At 40.7% G+C, this 16449-nt stretch carries 15 protein-coding genes and 1 tRNA gene; 7 read left to right on the plus strand and 9 right to left on the minus strand.

Features of this window, described 5'->3' with window-relative positions; genetic code table 11:
- Nucleotides 1-188: 188 nt before the first annotated feature.
- The 5 genes from FH971_RS04800 to rpsU form a co-directional block, all read right to left on the minus strand.
- Nucleotides 189-265 (minus strand) — tRNA-Ile (locus tag FH971_RS04800).
- Nucleotides 266-450: 185 nt separating this feature from the next.
- Nucleotides 451-2277 carry an RNA polymerase sigma factor RpoD gene (rpoD, locus tag FH971_RS04805; protein WP_137222437.1) on the minus strand — a complete coding sequence of 609 codons (1827 nt, stop codon included), beginning with the start codon at nt 2275-2277 and terminating at the stop codon, nt 451-453.
- Nucleotides 2278-2428: 151 nt separating this feature from the next.
- Complete coding sequence (gene dnaG, locus FH971_RS04810) at nt 2429-4156, minus strand: DNA primase (protein WP_140233554.1); 1728 nt, start codon at nt 4154-4156, stop codon at nt 2429-2431.
- Nucleotides 4157-4245: 89 nt separating this feature from the next.
- A complete protein-coding gene (locus FH971_RS04815) occupies nt 4246-4689 on the minus strand; it encodes a GatB/YqeY domain-containing protein (protein WP_140233555.1) in 444 nt (147 codons plus the stop codon).
- Nucleotides 4690-4696: 7 nt separating this feature from the next.
- Nucleotides 4697-4912: a 30S ribosomal protein S21 gene (gene rpsU / locus FH971_RS04820; RefSeq protein ID WP_006080725.1), complete on the minus strand. Its 216-nt coding sequence runs from the start codon at nt 4910-4912 to the stop codon at nt 4697-4699.
- A 270-nt stretch (nt 4913-5182) separates the two neighbouring features.
- Here rpsU and tsaD point away from each other — a divergent pair, with 270 nt between their 5' ends.
- Nucleotides 5183-6199, plus strand: a complete 1017-nt coding sequence (gene tsaD / locus FH971_RS04825; protein ID WP_137222431.1) for a tRNA (adenosine(37)-N6)-threonylcarbamoyltransferase complex transferase subunit TsaD — start codon at nt 5183-5185, stop codon at nt 6197-6199.
- A 57-nt stretch (nt 6200-6256) separates the two neighbouring features.
- Here tsaD and plsY read toward each other — a convergent pair whose 3' ends face one another.
- Nucleotides 6257-6874, minus strand: a complete 618-nt coding sequence (gene plsY, locus FH971_RS04830; protein WP_140233556.1) for a glycerol-3-phosphate 1-O-acyltransferase PlsY — start codon at nt 6872-6874, stop codon at nt 6257-6259.
- Between the two features lie 253 nt (nt 6875-7127).
- On the opposite strand from plsY, the gene folB reads away from it, so the two are divergent.
- From folB to FH971_RS04850, 4 genes are all read left to right on the plus strand, one after another.
- Nucleotides 7128-7481 carry a dihydroneopterin aldolase gene (gene folB / locus FH971_RS04835; RefSeq protein WP_137222427.1) on the plus strand — a complete coding sequence of 118 codons (354 nt, stop codon included), beginning with the start codon at nt 7128-7130 and terminating at the stop codon, nt 7479-7481.
- Between the two features lie 149 nt (nt 7482-7630).
- Nucleotides 7631-8143, plus strand: a complete 513-nt coding sequence (gene folK / locus FH971_RS04840; protein ID WP_140233557.1) for a 2-amino-4-hydroxy-6-hydroxymethyldihydropteridine diphosphokinase — start codon at nt 7631-7633, stop codon at nt 8141-8143.
- Between the two features lie 63 nt (nt 8144-8206).
- Complete coding sequence (locus FH971_RS04845; RefSeq protein ID WP_140233558.1) at nt 8207-9007, plus strand: undecaprenyl-diphosphate phosphatase; 801 nt, start codon at nt 8207-8209, stop codon at nt 9005-9007.
- A gap of 56 nt (nt 9008-9063) precedes the next feature.
- Nucleotides 9064-9906, plus strand: a complete 843-nt coding sequence (locus tag FH971_RS04850) for a putative RNA methyltransferase (protein WP_140233559.1) — start codon at nt 9064-9066, stop codon at nt 9904-9906.
- A gap of 515 nt (nt 9907-10421) precedes the next feature.
- Here the strand turns inward: FH971_RS04850 and FH971_RS04855 are convergent.
- Nucleotides 10422-10688 carry an Lpp/OprI family alanine-zipper lipoprotein gene (locus FH971_RS04855; RefSeq protein ID WP_137222419.1) on the minus strand — a complete coding sequence of 89 codons (267 nt, stop codon included), beginning with the start codon at nt 10686-10688 and terminating at the stop codon, nt 10422-10424.
- 277 nt (nt 10689-10965) lie between these two features.
- Nucleotides 10966-12198, minus strand: a complete 1233-nt coding sequence (locus tag FH971_RS04860) for a multifunctional CCA addition/repair protein (RefSeq protein ID WP_140233560.1) — start codon at nt 12196-12198, stop codon at nt 10966-10968.
- Nucleotides 12199-12328: 130 nt separating this feature from the next.
- Here FH971_RS04860 and FH971_RS04865 point away from each other — a divergent pair, with 130 nt between their 5' ends.
- Both FH971_RS04865 and FH971_RS04870 read left to right on the plus strand, forming a co-directional pair.
- Entirely contained in the window at nt 12329-14002 is a 1674-nt protein-coding gene (locus FH971_RS04865) for an ExeA family protein (protein ID WP_140233561.1), read from the plus strand.
- Complete coding sequence (locus FH971_RS04870; protein WP_140233562.1) at nt 14002-15078, plus strand: general secretion pathway protein GspB; 1077 nt, start codon at nt 14002-14004, stop codon at nt 15076-15078. The genes FH971_RS04865 and FH971_RS04870 overlap by 1 nt, the downstream gene beginning before the upstream one ends.
- A gap of 87 nt (nt 15079-15165) precedes the next feature.
- Here the strand turns inward: FH971_RS04870 and nhaD are convergent, their stop codons facing one another.
- Entirely contained in the window at nt 15166-16413 is a 1248-nt protein-coding gene (gene nhaD / locus FH971_RS04875) for a sodium:proton antiporter NhaD (protein ID WP_137222411.1), read from the minus strand.
- Nucleotides 16414-16449 lie beyond the last annotated feature (36 nt).

Below are 16449 nucleotides of genomic sequence, written 5' to 3' on the forward strand. Positions count from 1 at the left end.
TGAACACACCTCTAAGAAAGCGTGAAGGCAGCACATCATTATTTATTTTGGTATATAGGCTTAGAAAATATCTAAAGGCTAACAATCAACATTCACTGCTATTACCTTACAAGGCCCCACGACAATACCCATTTCACTAGATACGAAAAAGCCGTAGTAGGTATTAACCTACTACGGCTTATCTAAATTGGTGGCCCCTCACAGACTTGAACTGTGGACCTGACGATTATGAGTCGTATGCTCTAACCAGCTGAGCTAAGGGGCCGACTTACGTTAGTCGTCACTATCGAAAGCGGATGGAAGTATACGAAGTTTGTTGGCAGTTGTCACCCGTGTTTTAGCTACTATTTACTTATCTTGTTTCAATTGGTTATCTGTTAAGCAATTTTTGGCATTTAGACATAAAAAAAACCTGCCGAAGCAGGTTTTTTCAATATGGTTTCAGGATTCTTACTCGTCTAAGAATGACTTTAAGATTTCTGAACGAGAAGGATGGCGTAACTTACGTAACGCTTTGGCTTCAATTTGACGAATACGTTCACGTGTTACATCAAATTGTTTACCCACTTCTTCTAATGTGTGGTCGGTATTCATATCGATACCAAAACGCATGCGCAGTACTTTGGCTTCACGGGCTGTTAGGCCTGCTAAGACTTCGTGTGTGGCGTTCTTAAGACTTTCGCTGGTTGCTGAGTCTAATGGTAGCTCGAGGGTAGTATCCTCGATAAAATCACCTAAATGCGAATCTTCATCGTCACCGATTGGGGTTTCCATTGAGATTGGCTCTTTAGCAATTTTCAGTACCTTACGAATTTTATCTTCAGGTATCATCATACGTTCTGCTAATTCTTCAGGAGAAGGCTCACGGCCCATTTCTTGAAGCATTTGACGAGAAATACGGTTCAACTTGTTGATCGTTTCGATCATGTGTACTGGAATACGAATTGTACGTGCTTGGTCAGCGATTGAACGGGTGATTGCCTGACGGATCCACCACGTTGCATAAGTTGAAAACTTATAACCACGACGGTATTCGAACTTATCTACCGCTTTCATCAAGCCAATGTTACCTTCTTGAATTAAGTCCAAGAATTGTAAACCACGGTTGGTGTATTTTTTAGCAATAGAGATAACCAAACGTAAGTTAGCTTCAACCATTTCTTTTTTAGCACGACGCGCTTTCGCTTCACCGATAGACATACGACGGTTAATGTCTTTAATGCCTGCGATGGTTAAGTCGGTTTCTACTTCAATAGCACCTAACTTGGTCACACAACGTGTTACGTCGTCGGTGATCAAACGCAAAGCTTCTGCGTAAGGCTTGCTACTTGCTTTTTCTTTGTTAAACCAATCTAAATTAGTTTCGTTGCCAGTGAATGCTTTAATAAAGTTTTTCTTTGGCATTTTAGCTTGTTCAACACAAAGCTTGATAACTAAACGTTCTTGAACTCGCACGCGATCCATCATGCTGCGCATGCTTTTCACTAAACGGTCGAATTGTTTAGGGATTAAGCGGAATTCTTTGAACAATTCACCGATAACAAATAATGAGCCTATCGCCTCAGGGTGGTCACGACCTTTTTTAGCAATAATGGCTAAACTTTTTTCGTAAGCTTCTCTGAGTTGAGTGAATTTCTCTTTAGCTTCTTCAGGATCAGGCCCTTTGTTGCCTTCTTCCTCTTCTTCATCGTCATCGTCATCATCGTCATTTTTGTCTTTATCAGCTAATTCTGAACCGACATTGGTGGCTGCTGGTGCGACGTCATCGTCGTCAGGATTGATAAATCCAGAGATAATATCAGACAAGCGCAATTCTTCGGCTTCATACTTATCGAATTGCTCTAAGATCATTGCGATCGCTTGAGGGTATTCACTGACAGAGCTCTGTACAGTGTTGATACCTTCTTCAATACGTTTAGCAATAACAATTTCGCCTTCGCGAGTAAGTAGCTCTACCGTGCCCATTTCACGCATATACATGCGGACAGGATCTGTGGTTCGGCCTAGCTCACTTTCTACGGTTGCGAGAGCTGCCGCTGCTTCTTCTGCAGCATCTTCGTCTGTGTTGTCTTCCGACATCATCATGTCATCGGCATCTGGCGCTTCTTCAAAAACGCGGATACCCATGTCATTTATCATCTGGATAATATCTTCAATCTGATCGGAATCGACCATGTCTGCAGGTAAGTGGTCGTTCACTTCTGCATAGGTTAAGTAACCTTGCTCTTTACCTTTAGCGAGCAACAGTTTGAGTTGCGACTGCGGAGTGTGATCCATAGATATCATCCAATTTTGGGTAACTGATAAAACGATAGGCCAACTTAGCTGTGCTAAGTGGCGCGCAAATCGTCAATTATAGCTGTGTGGACTAATCTTAGCTAGTCCATGGCAGTGTTTGTACGCAGATTCTTAACGAATATATTGCGTATTACTTCGCTATGCCTTTCATTATCGAAATCAGCTTTGTTAACTGCATTTTTTCAACTTTTGTTAAAGCCTGTTTTAGGCTTAATTCCTGATATCGTTGTTCGATATATTGATTATTCAACCAAATCAGGGTTTGCTTAAACTCTGGCAATACGTTTTCATCCGCCACTTGATGTTCCCATTGGGCTAGCTTTATTAGAGTGCTTTTTTGGTTATGCTCTCTATGCATTTCAAGTAGTTGTGCGCTGTTTAACGTTTGCTCTCGAGTTATATCTAACAAATGATTGAGCAATTCTATGCCGGTCATTTGTAATCGATCTAGTGCAGGCTGTTTTGCCAAACCAAAGCCTAAACTTGGGTTTTGGACTAGGAGGGCAATAGCCAGTCTTAATGGCGTGCCGCGACCTTGTAAGCCTTTTGCATTTAATGGTTTTAGCTGTTTTACAGAAAAACCTAATTTTTTCTTTAAATCTTCGCCACTGTTCATGCCTAACTTATGAGCTAAGTTTTCTAACAATAAATTCTGTAGGACGGTATCTTGTACCTTTTCAATTAGCGCAATGGCTTGCTTGGCTAATGCCCCTTTATCAGTGCCGTGGTTAGCACTTAATGTGTCAAATAAAAACTCAGGTAGTAACATGGCTTCTTGCATTAAGGCTTCAAAAGCCTCTTTACCAATTTTCCTGACCATAGTGTCTGGATCTTCACCTTGCGGTAAAAACATAAACTTAACATGATCACCTGGTTTTAAAAGTGGTAATGCCGTTTCAAGCGCTCGCCAAGCTGCTTCTCGGCCGGCGCGGTCTCCGTCATAACAACAGATAACTTGTTTTGCACTACGCACTAAAAGCTGAAATTGTTCAGCAGTAGTCGATGTACCCAGGGATGCCACTGCATAATCAACCCCAAATTGGGCTAGTGCGACGACATCCATATACCCTTCAACAATTAACACATGTTGTGGGTCACGGTGTTTTTGCTTTAGCTCATACAAACCATAAAGTTCATTACCTTTATGAAATATGGGCGTTTCTGGAGAATTCAAGTACTTTGGGGTGCCGTCACCCAAAACTCTTCCGCCAAATCCAACAACACGACCCCGACGATCGCGTATTGGGAACATTAATCTGTCACGAAATCGGTCATAGCGTTTACCGCTATCATTGGCAATTAACATGCCTGCTGTTAATAATTTATCTTGGGCGGGCAAATTTTGCCTGTAACGACCCAGTAAACCATCCCAACCATCGGGTGCAAACCCAATGCCGAACTGCTCAACAACTTCACTTGATAATCCGCGAAAATCAAGGTAATCGATGACTTTTTGTTTGTCGTTATGTTGCCTAAGTTGGCTTTGATAGAAGAGGTTGGCTTCTTCCATCAGTTCGTATAGATCTCGACTTAATCCTTGTTCAGGTCTTTTCCCTGTGCCTTGCTCATGTGGTACGGCAAGACCAAGTTGACCCGCAAGTTCTTCAATGGCATCAACAAATTCTAGGCGGTCATATTCCATGACAAAATCAATTGCATTGCCATGGGCACCGCAACCAAAACAGTGATAAAACTGTTTATCTCTGCTGACGGTAAAAGAGGGTGATTTTTCGCTATGAAAAGGACAACAAGCCGAGTGGTTTTTACCCGCTTTTTTTAACGGCACTTTTCGATCGATTAGATCGACAATGTCTACTCGAGCTATTAGCTCATTGATAAAATCACGAGGTATCGCCATTGATTGCTGTTGTTCTCGAATTTACTTTATCAACTGATTTAAACAAACAAGCCGTGCAAGTGCACGGCTTATTCAACATTAAAACTTGATTACTTCAATTTAGCGCGGATCATTGTACCAATGGCACTCATATCAGCACGTCCTTGAACTTTAGATTTTAATGCTCCCATTACTTTACCCATATCCGCCATGGATGCAGCACCAACGTCAGTAATAGTTGCATCGATAATCGTTGCAATTTCATCTTCTGTTAGCGGTGTCGGCAGAAATTTTTCGATAACTCGAACTTCTTCTGCTTCAATAGCTGCCAACTCCGGACGATTCGCTGCTTCATATTGAGCAATCGAATCACGGCGTTGTTTAACCATTTTGGTTAATACAGCTATTGTCTGTTCATCAGTAAGAGTTTCGCGGGTATCCACTTCAATCTGTTTGATGGCAGAAAGTGCCATACGAATTGTACCTAAGCGCACTTTTTCTTTAGCACGCATGGCTTCTTTCATTTGGTCTTTTAGCTGATCGGTTAAGTTCATAATGAGATTAATATAAACGTACGCGACGTGCGTTTTCGCGAGAAAGCTTCTTTGCTAGACGCTTAACTGCAGCTGCTTTTGCACGCTTACGGGCAGTAGTAGGCTTCTCGTAAAATTCACGAGCACGTACGTCAGCTAGAATACCAGCTTTTTCACAAGAGCGCTTGAAACGACGAAGAGCTACGTCGAATGGTTCGTTTTCACGTACTTTAATTATTGGCATACGCCATCACCCCTTAGGTGTAGTTATGCTGGATGATTAAATCGACTAAACATTTTTAGTGATTCAACTCAAACCAAAGGCTATTTAAAATGGTGCGGAATTTTACACCGAGTGGCGACCATTTGTAAACCCCTGATTGATTTTCTCTTTGACTAAAGCGGAACAGTTTCATTTAATCAAATCTCTGCATCTATAAATGCTGAAATATTGGAGTATTTACGCATAGACGGGTAGAATTGTCGGCCTTATTTTTAATGAAGACGAGAGATTATGCGGGTTATTGGTATTGAGACATCCTGTGACGAGACTGGGGTTGCAGTATATGACGATAAATTAGGTTTATTGTCACATGTGTTATACAGCCAAGTTAAATTACACGCCGATTACGGTGGTGTGGTGCCTGAGCTAGCCTCTCGTGATCATGTTCGTAAAATTGTGCCTTTAATTAGGCAGGCTTTATCAGAAGCTGATTCAAGTTTAGATGATATTGATGGTGTGGCATACACCAAAGGACCTGGCTTAATAGGGGCATTACTGGTTGGCGCTTGTGTTGGGCGTTCGTTAGCGTATGCATGGAACAAACCTGCAATCGGTGTGCATCATATGGAAGGCCATTTATTGGCGCCCATGTTGGAAGATGATGCGCCAGAGTTTCCGTTTTTGGCGTTATTAGTGTCTGGCGGTCATTCAATGTTAGTGCAAGTGGAAGGCGTTGGTCGTTATCAAGTGCTGGGCGAGTCTGTTGATGATGCCGCTGGTGAGGCGTTTGATAAAACGGCCAAGTTAATGGGGTTAGATTATCCTGGGGGGCCTCGTTTAGCTAAATTGGCTCAAAAAGGTTTACCAGCAGGCTATAAGTTTCCACGTCCAATGACTGATAGACCGGGATTAGATTTCAGTTTTTCAGGATTAAAGACCTTTACGGCTAACACTATTGCTAAAGAACCTGATGATGAACAGACCCGCGCAAATATAGCACGAGCATTTGAAGAAGCTGTTGTCGATACCTTGGCCATTAAATGCAAACGTGCGTTAAAACAGACCGGCTATACACGTTTGGTGGTTGCTGGTGGTGTCAGTGCTAATACGCGTTTACGTGAATCATTGGCTGAGATGATGACCAACTTAGGTGGTCAAGTCTATTATCCGCGTGGGGAGTTTTGTACCGACAATGGTGCCATGATTGCGTATGCAGGATTACAGCGATTACGTGCGGGACATATAGAAGGGCTTGCGGTTAAAGGTCAGCCTAGATGGCCTTTGGACACGTTACCAGCAGTGGATTAATTTGATTCATTTATGTAGTTGTTAAGCTATTTAAACGAATAAAAAAACCTAAAGCTATTAAGTCTTGGGTTTTTTTATGGATTTTTTTCGGGTCATCTTAGTTTCTTTACCGATACGCAAGCGACCAATATTGTCTTTGTGACGAATTAAAATTAGGGTTGATAACATGGCAACTGGGAGAATAAAGCGTTCGTCTAACCACCATGTATAAAAAGGCGCTAAGGTGGCTGTTGCCATTGCGGCCACAGATGAATAACGGGTTAATAGTACAAATACAATCCACGTTAAGATTAAACACAGAGCTAAATCACCACCAATGGGTGCCATTGCGCCAAAAGCTGTCGCAACACCTTTACCCCCTTTGAAACCAAAAAATATTGGGTATATATGACCTAAACAAGCGCTGACAGCAATAAAACCTAACGATGCGGCATCAAGTCCAATTTTGTAGCCCAGATATGAAGGTAATGCACCTTTGAGCATATCGAAAAAAAGCACCATGACAGCCGAGCTTACGCCACCAATACGTAGCACATTAGTGGCACCAGGATTGCCAGAACCGCTGGTTCTTGGATCAGGTAAACCTCTTATTTTACAAACCAGTATGGCACTTGAGATCGAACCAGCCAAGTAGGCAGTAATGATCATCAATAGTGTGACAGTAATGGCGCTCAAATTGGTTTCCTTACTCTTCTTAGGGTATCATCGCGCATTCATTTGCGAGACAAGTAATTTTCAGTATCCACTGAAGCCGCCTTCGCGTTAACATTAACTATTTGGTTGATGTTAATTACATAATAATGCCTATCCTACTGCTTTAATTCATTAGGAAAAAGCTTAAATATGGATTATTAAGCATATAATCGGAAATAAAGTTTGATTATCATGATATTGGGCTTTCTTAACGTGGATTAAGGTAGAGATTAATATGGATAAAGTACTCATACGTCAGTTAGCGATAGAGACCGTTATCGGTATCTATGAATGGGAAAAAAAGCTTCATCAAACCTTGCTTATTGATTTGGATATGGCATGGGATAATCGCCTTGCTGCGGCCAACGATAGTTACGAGCAGGCATTATGCTATGAAACAGTATCAAATCGATTAACGTCATTAATTACTGAAAAGCCGATTGAGTTAATTGAAACTGTCGCTGAAATGATTGCTCATTGCCTACAAGATGAATTTAATGTGCCGTGGGTAAAAGTGGTGGTAATGAAACCTGGTGCCATTCCTCATGCGGCTTCAGTCGGTGTAGAGATTGAACGCGGTAGTTGTTAACCTAAACTCGTTTAGTTAGTAAAACAAATGGCAAGTTTGATAGATATAATAACTAAAATTTATCTTTATTATTATATTTTCATCTCTTACCTCGAGATCAGGTTATTTAAGCCATATTTTCTTTTTATTGTTTAGCATTAGGTCTGTCAATGGCACGTATTTACATTAGCTTAGGCACTAACATTTCACCTGAGCACCACCTTAAGGCTGGTTTGGTTGATTTACAGCAACATTTTGGTCCACTTCAGTTATCTCGCGTTTTTGAAAGTGAATCAGTAGGATTTAAAGGCACTAACTTTTTAAATATGGTGGCGGCTGCTGATACTGATTTATCAATTGCTCAAGTTGTGGCAACATTTAAGCAAATTGAACAAGACAACGGCCGTATTAGAGGCGAGAAAAAATTTAGTCCAAGAAGCCTTGATATTGACTTGTTGCTGTATGACGATGTTATTTGTGATATTCCCGTTGAATTACCCCGTGGTGAAATATTGTTTAATGCATTTGTATTATGGCCTTTGGCTGAATTAGTGCCTAATTTATGCCATCCGGTGACATTGCAAAGCTATCAAACTCATTGGCAACATTATGATAAACAAAGCCAGCAATTATGGCCTATTGTATTTGAGTTCCCAGCAGAAATATTACCCGTACCACATTAATCGCTATTAGGTATTAGTTACCAGATCATGGCTATCTGATAAGTTAAACTCACAAGGACAAATATGGAAACGTTTCAAGTTATTCTGCTGGCATTAATCCAAGGGTTAACAGAGTTTTTACCGATTTCTAGCTCGGCACATTTAATTTTGCCATCGCAAATATTAGGTTGGGCAGACCAAGGATTATCATTCGATGTTGCGGTGAATACTGGGTCCTTATTTGCGGTGATTATTTACTTCCGCCATGAGATTATCGGCCTAGCCAAAGCATGGTTTACCAGCATAGTAAGTAAGCAACAAACTCAAGGAAGTAAACTCGCTTGGTGGATTATTTTGGCGACAATTCCTGCGGTTATTGTGGGCTTTACGGCGAAAGATTTTATTGAAACCCATTTCAGAAATACCTTAGTTATCGCTATCACGACTATTGTCTTTGGTTTACTGCTTTGGTTTGCAGATAGAATGTCAAAGGCACAGTTAACCGAATTTCAAATGGGCTGGAAAAAGGCTTTGCTTATCGGTTTAGCGCAGGCTATGGCATTAATTCCTGGCACGTCACGTTCTGGTGCTACCATGACAGCAGCATTGATGTTAGGGCTGACTCGTGACGCTGCAGCTCGTTTTTCATTTTTAATGTCTGTACCTGTTAGCTTTGGTGCAGCGTTATTAGTGACAAAAGATTTAGTTGAAAGCCCAGCCCCTATTGATTACCAAGCGCTTGGTTTAGGGATTGTTGTATCTTTTGTTGCTGCGTATTTATGTATCCATTTCTTTTTAAAGTTTATTAGCAAAATTGGCATGACACCGTTTGTATTGTATCGCCTTGCGCTTGGTGCGGTATTGCTCGGATTGCTTTATCTCTAAGGTAAACACTTAAGCGACTTTTGTTTTCCATCTTTTAATTAACTATCAGTGTAATTATGACTTTAACTTTATTATGTCCAGTGTGTTCTGCTTCACTAAAGCAACATCAAGCTTCATCGGGATTTTATTGCGACAACAAACATCATTTTGATAAAAACCCTAAGGGCTACTGGCCATTGCTGAGTAATACTAAGGCTAAAACTAAGCCACAAGTTGAGTCTCGTCAGCAAATGCGTGGACGTCATTTTTTATTAGAATCAGGTTTATTTGCACCGTTAATTAAACAACTTCAAACAGTACTGTTGGACTTGTGTGCCTCTCGTGGTGACACCGAATTGCAGCATATTGATTACCAATGTGCTGATGGCTATTATTTACGCCAGCTTGTTCCTGCTTTGGCTCAAGCCAATGTATCGTGCCAGCATTGGGGAATTACCGATGCTGAAAATGCTATTTTTGCAGCGGCTAAATCTGAAACACCGGCTAACTTATTACTATTGGCATTAAAGACATTACCTTTTGAATCACAATCAATTGATATCGTGACGGTACTAGACTCACCGCTAAAGGGTAAAGAGTGTATTAGGATTTTAAAAGATGACGGTCGGATTGTATTATTGCAACCTGGTATTCGGCATTTATGGCAAATTAAACAGCAAATCTATCCCGATTTAGTTGAGAAACCACTGCAGCTTAATTTACCCAACGATGTTGAAATTGATACACAGCAACAATTGGCATTTACCCAGTCGGTAACCGGTGAGCAAGCCTTAACCTTGCTGGATATGTCGGTATTTGGTTGGCGTGCAAATGATCAGCTAAAGCATCACGTTAAATCGACAGCTATTTCAGATTTAGAGTTTGATTGGCAAATTATAACGCTTAAAAAACGCTTGTAAATATGTGAAAAAAGTAACAAGCGTGAAAGCTGATGACAAACTATGACAATGCGGTGAGAACGTTAAAGCCCAAGGGCTAGGACGTCTCGCGGCTAGATGCTATGAGAGCTGATGCTAAGATTTCTGTGAGATTGTTTAGAAAGATTAAATAATGAAAAAGCTGGTGTTGAGAGGCTGCAGATGTTTAGATTTTTCGCTTGATACCGCTTGATACCGCTTGATACCGCTTGATACCGCTTGATACCGCTTGATACCGCTTGATACCGCTTGATACCGCTTGATACCGCTTGATACCGCTTGATACCGCTTGATACCGCTTGATACCGCTTGATACCGCTTGATACCGCTTGATACCGCTTGATACCGCTTGATACCGCTTGATACCGCTTGATACCGCTTTCTGTACAGAGCAGAAATAATTAAGGCTTGATGTTGAAGTACTACAAAGTAGTTATATCAACAATCAAGCCCTAATAATCAACCTATTAGATAAGCTAATTTTTTAATAGCAATTCTTACTTTTTGTAAGAAGTAGCCATGTTGTCTAAACGGTCGTTAGCACGTTTAGCTTCGGCTTGTGCGTCCATAGAAGCAGCTTTAGCGCCTTTAACATCAGCAGATAGCTTGCTTTGCTCAGACTTTAAAGAACCAACTTGTGCTGATAGTTGATCAACTTTGTTACCTAGGTTTGCTACGCTTTCTTCTAAAGCTGTAGTGTTAGCACAACCACCTAATAAAGCAGTCATCGCAACACCAGCAATCATCAGTACTTTCTTGTTCATGGGTAAATCCCTTAATATAGGTTGTTAAATAGTGCAACGGCGTCTGCCTTTGCAACGTGGTAATTATGTCACAGTTTTTTTTATTTGCTATAGGCAAATATAAGATTATTTACTTAAAATAGCGAAATAAATGAAAATTGCAAGTCTATGGGACGAAAAGCATCATTATTTAGCGATTTTATATAAATCTTAGTGATTTATTGCTAATTCACTGCTAAAAAATGTGTTTTTTCGCTCTTTATCATAAATACGACCACATACAGTTGTAACACGATTGTTACTTTTTAACCATTTGTAATTTATAGTCATTAATGAGCTCAATACGCTTTAGCTGTAATTGAGTTTTAATCTCTGCACCTTGATAGCCCGAGGCTATTATTGATTGCACATCGACCTCACTTGCCTGTTGATAACAATGCTGTAAATATTCTGCTTGTGGATACGGGGCTTGTTCAAATCCAGTGCGTCCTCTGAGGTCACCGTGGCAACATAATAATAGCTCGTTGAGACGTTGAGGTTTACGCCAAAAATCAGCTTTATCAAAGATTTTTATAATGGTTTCGGCTCTGAGTTCAAATGCATTATGGATATTTTGGTGTTGATCGCTGACTAATAATGCTAAATCTCGATATTCATTGGGTACTCGTAAGCGTTTGCATAAGCCTTTGATCAGCGGCAAGCCTTTTTGACCATGACCGTGATGTTTAGGCCAATCTTGTTTCGGTGTAATGGCTTTGCCTAAATCATGTACCAATGCGGCAAAACGCACGGCTTTGTTGTGGCTTAATAGGCTGGTTTGTTCGAGGACCATCAGAGTATGGATCCCAGAGTCTATTTCTGGGTGCCACTTTTCTGGTTGTGGTACACCAAATAATGCATCAATTTCTGGAAACAACACGACTAATGCTTGGCATTGTTTTAATACTTCGAAAAAAACGTGCGGACTTTGACTGCTTAATGCCTTGTCACATTCTTGCCATACTCGCTCAGGCGTGAGGTGATCCAATTCGCCACCATTCGCTATGTCGGTCATTAACTGTAAGGTTTCGGGGGCAATCGTAAAGCCTAAGTGATGAAAACGTGCCGCAAAACGGGCCACGCGCAATACTCTTAATGGATCTTCGACAAACGCATCTGATACATGGCGAAGTATTTTCGCGTTTATATCTGCTATTCCGTCGTAAGGGTCATAAAGTTTGCCGTATTCATCTTGTGCGATGGCATTTATCGTCAGATCGCGGCGCAATAAGTCATCGGCAAGGGTGACATCTTTATTGGCATCACAGCTAAAACCTTGGTAGCCATAACCGGTTTTCCGTTCTGTTCTGGCAAGTGCATATTCTTGCTGAGTTTTCGGGTGTAGAAAAACCGGAAAGTCTTTACCAACTTGTTGATAACCCAATGCCAGCATTTCTTCAACGCTGCTACCAACAACCACATAATCTTTATCGACGACAGTTTGGTTTAGAAGGGTATCGCGTACGGCCCCGCCTACTAAATAAATCTTCATGGCGTACCACAACGTGTAATAATAAGTGGCTTAAATCTTACCAGAGTTAGATTTTTACGGCTAACTTTTGACAAGCAGTGATACAAGCATTAACGTGAGCCGTCAGTTTCAAATAAGGATTTTTGGTCGTATGTATAAAGCCTTTTATGGATTAAATGATAATCCTTTTTCTATCGCGCCTAACCCTCATTACATGTTTTTAAGTGATCGTCATCGTGAGGCCTTAGCTCATTTGACCTATGGTCTGGGTGAAACTGGTGGGTTTGTATTATTAACCGGTGAAGTTGGCACAGGAAAAACCACTGTTTCTCGGTGTTTATTACAACAAATACCAGACAATACTGACACAGCCTTTATTCTTAATCCTTCGTTGACTGAGCTTGAACTCTTAGCAACGCTTTGTGATGAGTTGGGAATTCAATATGGCGATAATCCAACCTTAAAGCAGCTTACAGATTTGATTAGTCAGTATTTACTCAACAATCATAAAAATGGTCGTAATACAGTATTGATTATTGATGAAGCACAACATTTACGTTCTGAAGTATTAGAACAGCTGCGCTTATTGACTAATCTAGAAACCAATACCAAAAAGCTGTTGCAGGTCATTTTGATTGGTCAGCCAGAACTACAGCAACTGTTAAAGCGTCAAGATTTACGTCAGTTAGCACAACGGATCACAGCTCGTTATCACTTATTACCGTTAAATAAAGATGAAATTGGCTTATATGTACTGCACCGCTTACAAGTGGCTGGTCGACACGAGCCCCTGTTTACCCGTAAAGCGATAACTGCGTTGCATAAGCATTCTGGCGGCATTCCACGCTTAACCAATTTACTATGTGAACGAGCGCTTATGGCTGGATATGGTCAAGCTAAGGTACCGATTGATCATAAAATGGTTAATCAAGCAGCGGTTGAAGTGTTAGGTAATATTGATACGCCTAGTGATAAGCGCTGGCCATTTGTTGCTGCGACAGTGTTAGTTTTGGTGTTTGGTTTGTCATTTTATCTATTTAACCGCTCGGCCATTGATAACAACTTTAATGTTAATGCGGCAACAGCTAATAACACAACCCAACAGCCTGAAAATACTAATACTACAACGGTTTTATCTAGTGTAACAAACCTGCCTATCACAACTGAGACTCAACAAGTCCAAACAACTACGGCAGCAGTTAATGCACAGCAACAAATACTCAATCAAGCTATGTTGCAAAGCAGCAATATTGATAATGCCTTTGCGGGTTTATTTGGCTTGTGGAATAAACAACCTATTATTGGCTTGTCGGCCTGCCAGGCGGCGCAACAGCAAGGTTTAGCCTGTTACCAGCAACAAGGTAATTGGTACAGTATTATGCGCTTGAATTACCCTGCTGTGGTGTATTTACAAGATGCACAAGCGAACGTATTTTATGGTGTGATTGTAGAGCGCCAAGCCGAGCAAATTTTATTGCAGTTAGGTGAGCAGCAATTTTGGGTGAATAAAGATTGGTTTGATCGTCACTTTAGTGGCACCTTCGAAATTTTATGGCAACCAGATAGTGTATTGCCTCGAGAAATTAGTTTGTCTTCCAGTTTGGGGCAAGTTCAGTGGCTTGAAAATAGCTTAGCGTTAGTTAATAAACGTCCTGCTAGATTGCTTACCCAATTTGACAGCGATTTAGAACAACAGTTAATGCAATTTCAACGTCAGCATGGTTTAAAACCCGATGGTATTGCTGGAAATCAGACCTTGGTTCAACTTAACTTATATTTAAGTCAGCAAGGTCCACGATTAAGTGCCTCTGAGGAGCGCAATTAATGTCGATTCTATTAGATGCAGTCAATCGTCAAAAGCAGCAGCAAACTGATGTTGTCGATATAATGTCGATACCATCCCATCAATATTCACCACCCACTAAGGGCTCTCGAAAGCTTAATAAGTTCAGTGTGCTTGCCGTTACTATTGCAATTGGTATTGGCGCTGCTTGGGGAATGAGTGCGTTATTACAATCTCCTTCAAAGCAATTAGGGACCGTTGAACCAATAACCGCGGTAGGCACTCAAGCTACAGTCATTGCCGCGCCAGCAAATTCGTTGGTAACGTCAACCGGTCAACCTTCGGTTACTACAAAGGTGGAGCTCGCGGTGCAAAATAATGATGAGATCCGCTTGGCAGGTAAAGTGGCATTGCCTATTGCAAAACCGTTTAATAATTTTAGCTTAGCGGCATCCGTAGGTTCAAATGTTAACGCCAACACCCAAACTTATACAGCATCAGCAGAGGCTGATAGATCATATTCTCAATCAAACCAGTTAAGCCAAGCAAATCAATCTAACGACCAGCAACAGGATGATCAAAACGAGCAAGATCGTATTGATCAAGCTGCAGCCCTTAATCGCCAAGAAGAGCAAGCGCAACAAGAGATTATTTTAGGTGCTAATGCTAACCGCCGAGGGTTGGCAGAACTTGAAGCATTACGTTTACAAGTCAATGCTGCTGCAAAAGATGTTGATTTTTCTTCGGTAAAACAACCATCGATTGATGAACGTAATAATTTGTTAGCGGCCTTTCAAACGGCACTCAAAGATGTTGAATATGAGCAGTCTGTCAATCAACAAGTGACCGAACCAAAGCTTGATCCGATCCCAACGCCAAGTAATAATCAAATTCCAAAGTATGGTGATTTACCTGCCAGTGTGCAGTTACAAGTGCCCGAGTTTACTATTAATGCTCATGTCTATTCGACAGAACCCAGTAACCGTTGGCTAAATGTCGATGGGGTTGAATTACAGCAGGGTGACATGATTCAGAATAAGCTCACTATCGTTGAAATTCGCCCTCGGGATATAGTGTTAGAAATTGACGGTGAACAATTTAGGGTACCAGCCATTTAACTCAACCATTATCATTTATGTTGATTAATTTCAGATCAAAAAAGGCGCTATAAGCGCCTTTTTTATGGGGTAAGCTCTAACTAATGCTTAACCGTGGATCTGATTGGCTAAAAATAAGGTTAATCCATAACCTATGCAGTAGCATAATAGTAATGCAGGAACATATTTTAAGTAGCTGACAAATGTCAGCTCCTCAACTTTACTCATTGCAATAATACCTGATGCAGAACCGATAACTAATAACGAACCACCCACACCAACAGAGTAGGTTAATCCTAACCATTGTGCAGTTGTTAGAATAGGATCTGCTTTTAACAGTGCTGCCGTTAATGGCACGTTGTCTAAAAGTGCAGAACCGACACCAGTGAAGAAGTTAGAAATACTTGGGTTATACATGCCATAGACTTCGGTTAATAAATTCAGGGTGCCGATTTCTTTAAGCATACCCACAAGTAATAAAATACCTAAGAAGAACAATAGAGTGTCGAATTCTACTTGACGTATATATTCTAATACTTGCACTTCTTCAGATTTACTTTTATTGGTATTTCCCACTAAGAACATCACTGATAAACCGAATAAAAAGGTCAATACAGGGGGGATTCCAAAGAGGACGTTAAGCACCATTGTTAATATAATGGTCGTGAAGAAAATCACCCCGATAACAATATCGACGGTATTATAATTTTGCGCAGTAGGTGTGGTGCTTACATGTCCTTCTGCTTTGAGTGAGAACAGTATTGCCAGAATAGTGACACTAATGCCTGCAGGAATGAACAGTATTAATAATTCTGAAATATGTACCTTTCCCGCAAGAAAAATCATCAACGTTGTCACATCACCAGTGATTAATGCAACTCCACCAGAGTTCACAGCAAAGATAATTAACACTGCCATACGACGGCGTATTTGTTTATCTAAATTAAAGGTTGTCAGTAAACCTAATGACACCAGTGTGGCAGTAACGTTGTCACAAAAAGTCGATAATACTAATGAAAATATGCCTACCTGAATCATTAACATTCGCACTGAGACTTGTTGTGGAAATATTTTTTGCACCAGTACTTGGATCATACCTTTAGCATTAAGGTAAGCTACAAAGGTCATGGTAGACATTAAAAATAGCCATAATGTGGCGATTTCTAATAAGTTTTCATTAAGCTCTTTGCCAACCAACTTACTGCTCTCAGGACTACCAGAGGCAATGAATAATGTGATCCAAGCAATACAGCCAAGAAACAGGGTGGTTTTCGCTTTATTAATATGGGTAACTTCTTCGAGCACAATACTTAACAGCGCAAGCACTGCAAGTGAGATAAGAAAGGTATGTAGCATGACTGCAATTCCAACTTTGTGTTGTAGGTAACCAAA

The sequence above is a fragment of the Shewanella polaris genome, from assembly GCF_006385555.1.
Lineage (GTDB): Bacteria > Pseudomonadota > Gammaproteobacteria > Enterobacterales > Shewanellaceae > Shewanella > Shewanella polaris.

Excerpts from the sequence above, each read along its gene's own strand:
- rpoD (WP_137222437.1), bottom strand. The coding sequence starts at position 2,277 with ATGGATCACACTCCGCAGTCGCAACTCAAACTGTTGCTCGCTAAAGGT.
- dnaG (WP_140233554.1), bottom strand. The coding sequence starts at position 4,156 with ATGGCGATACCTCGTGATTTTATCAATGAGCTAATAGCTCGAGTAGAC.
- FH971_RS04815 (WP_140233555.1), bottom strand. The coding sequence starts at position 4,689 with ATGAACTTAACCGATCAGCTAAAAGACCAAATGAAAGAAGCCATGCGT.
- rpsU (WP_006080725.1), bottom strand. The coding sequence starts at position 4,912 with ATGCCAATAATTAAAGTACGTGAAAACGAACCATTCGACGTAGCTCTT.
- tsaD (WP_137222431.1), top strand. The coding sequence starts at position 5,183 with ATGCGGGTTATTGGTATTGAGACATCCTGTGACGAGACTGGGGTTGCA.
- folB (WP_137222427.1), top strand. The coding sequence starts at position 7,128 with ATGGATAAAGTACTCATACGTCAGTTAGCGATAGAGACCGTTATCGGT.
- folK (WP_140233557.1), top strand. The coding sequence starts at position 7,631 with ATGGCACGTATTTACATTAGCTTAGGCACTAACATTTCACCTGAGCAC.
- FH971_RS04845 (WP_140233558.1), top strand. The coding sequence starts at position 8,207 with ATGGAAACGTTTCAAGTTATTCTGCTGGCATTAATCCAAGGGTTAACA.
- FH971_RS04850 (WP_140233559.1), top strand. The coding sequence starts at position 9,064 with ATGACTTTAACTTTATTATGTCCAGTGTGTTCTGCTTCACTAAAGCAA.
- FH971_RS04855 (WP_137222419.1), bottom strand. The coding sequence starts at position 10,688 with ATGAACAAGAAAGTACTGATGATTGCTGGTGTTGCGATGACTGCTTTA.
- FH971_RS04860 (WP_140233560.1), bottom strand. The coding sequence starts at position 12,198 with ATGAAGATTTATTTAGTAGGCGGGGCCGTACGCGATACCCTTCTAAAC.
- FH971_RS04865 (WP_140233561.1), top strand. The coding sequence starts at position 12,329 with ATGTATAAAGCCTTTTATGGATTAAATGATAATCCTTTTTCTATCGCG.
- FH971_RS04870 (WP_140233562.1), top strand. The coding sequence starts at position 14,002 with ATGTCGATTCTATTAGATGCAGTCAATCGTCAAAAGCAGCAGCAAACT.
- nhaD (WP_137222411.1), bottom strand. The coding sequence starts at position 16,413 with ATGCTACATACCTTTCTTATCTCACTTGCAGTGCTTGCGCTGTTAAGT.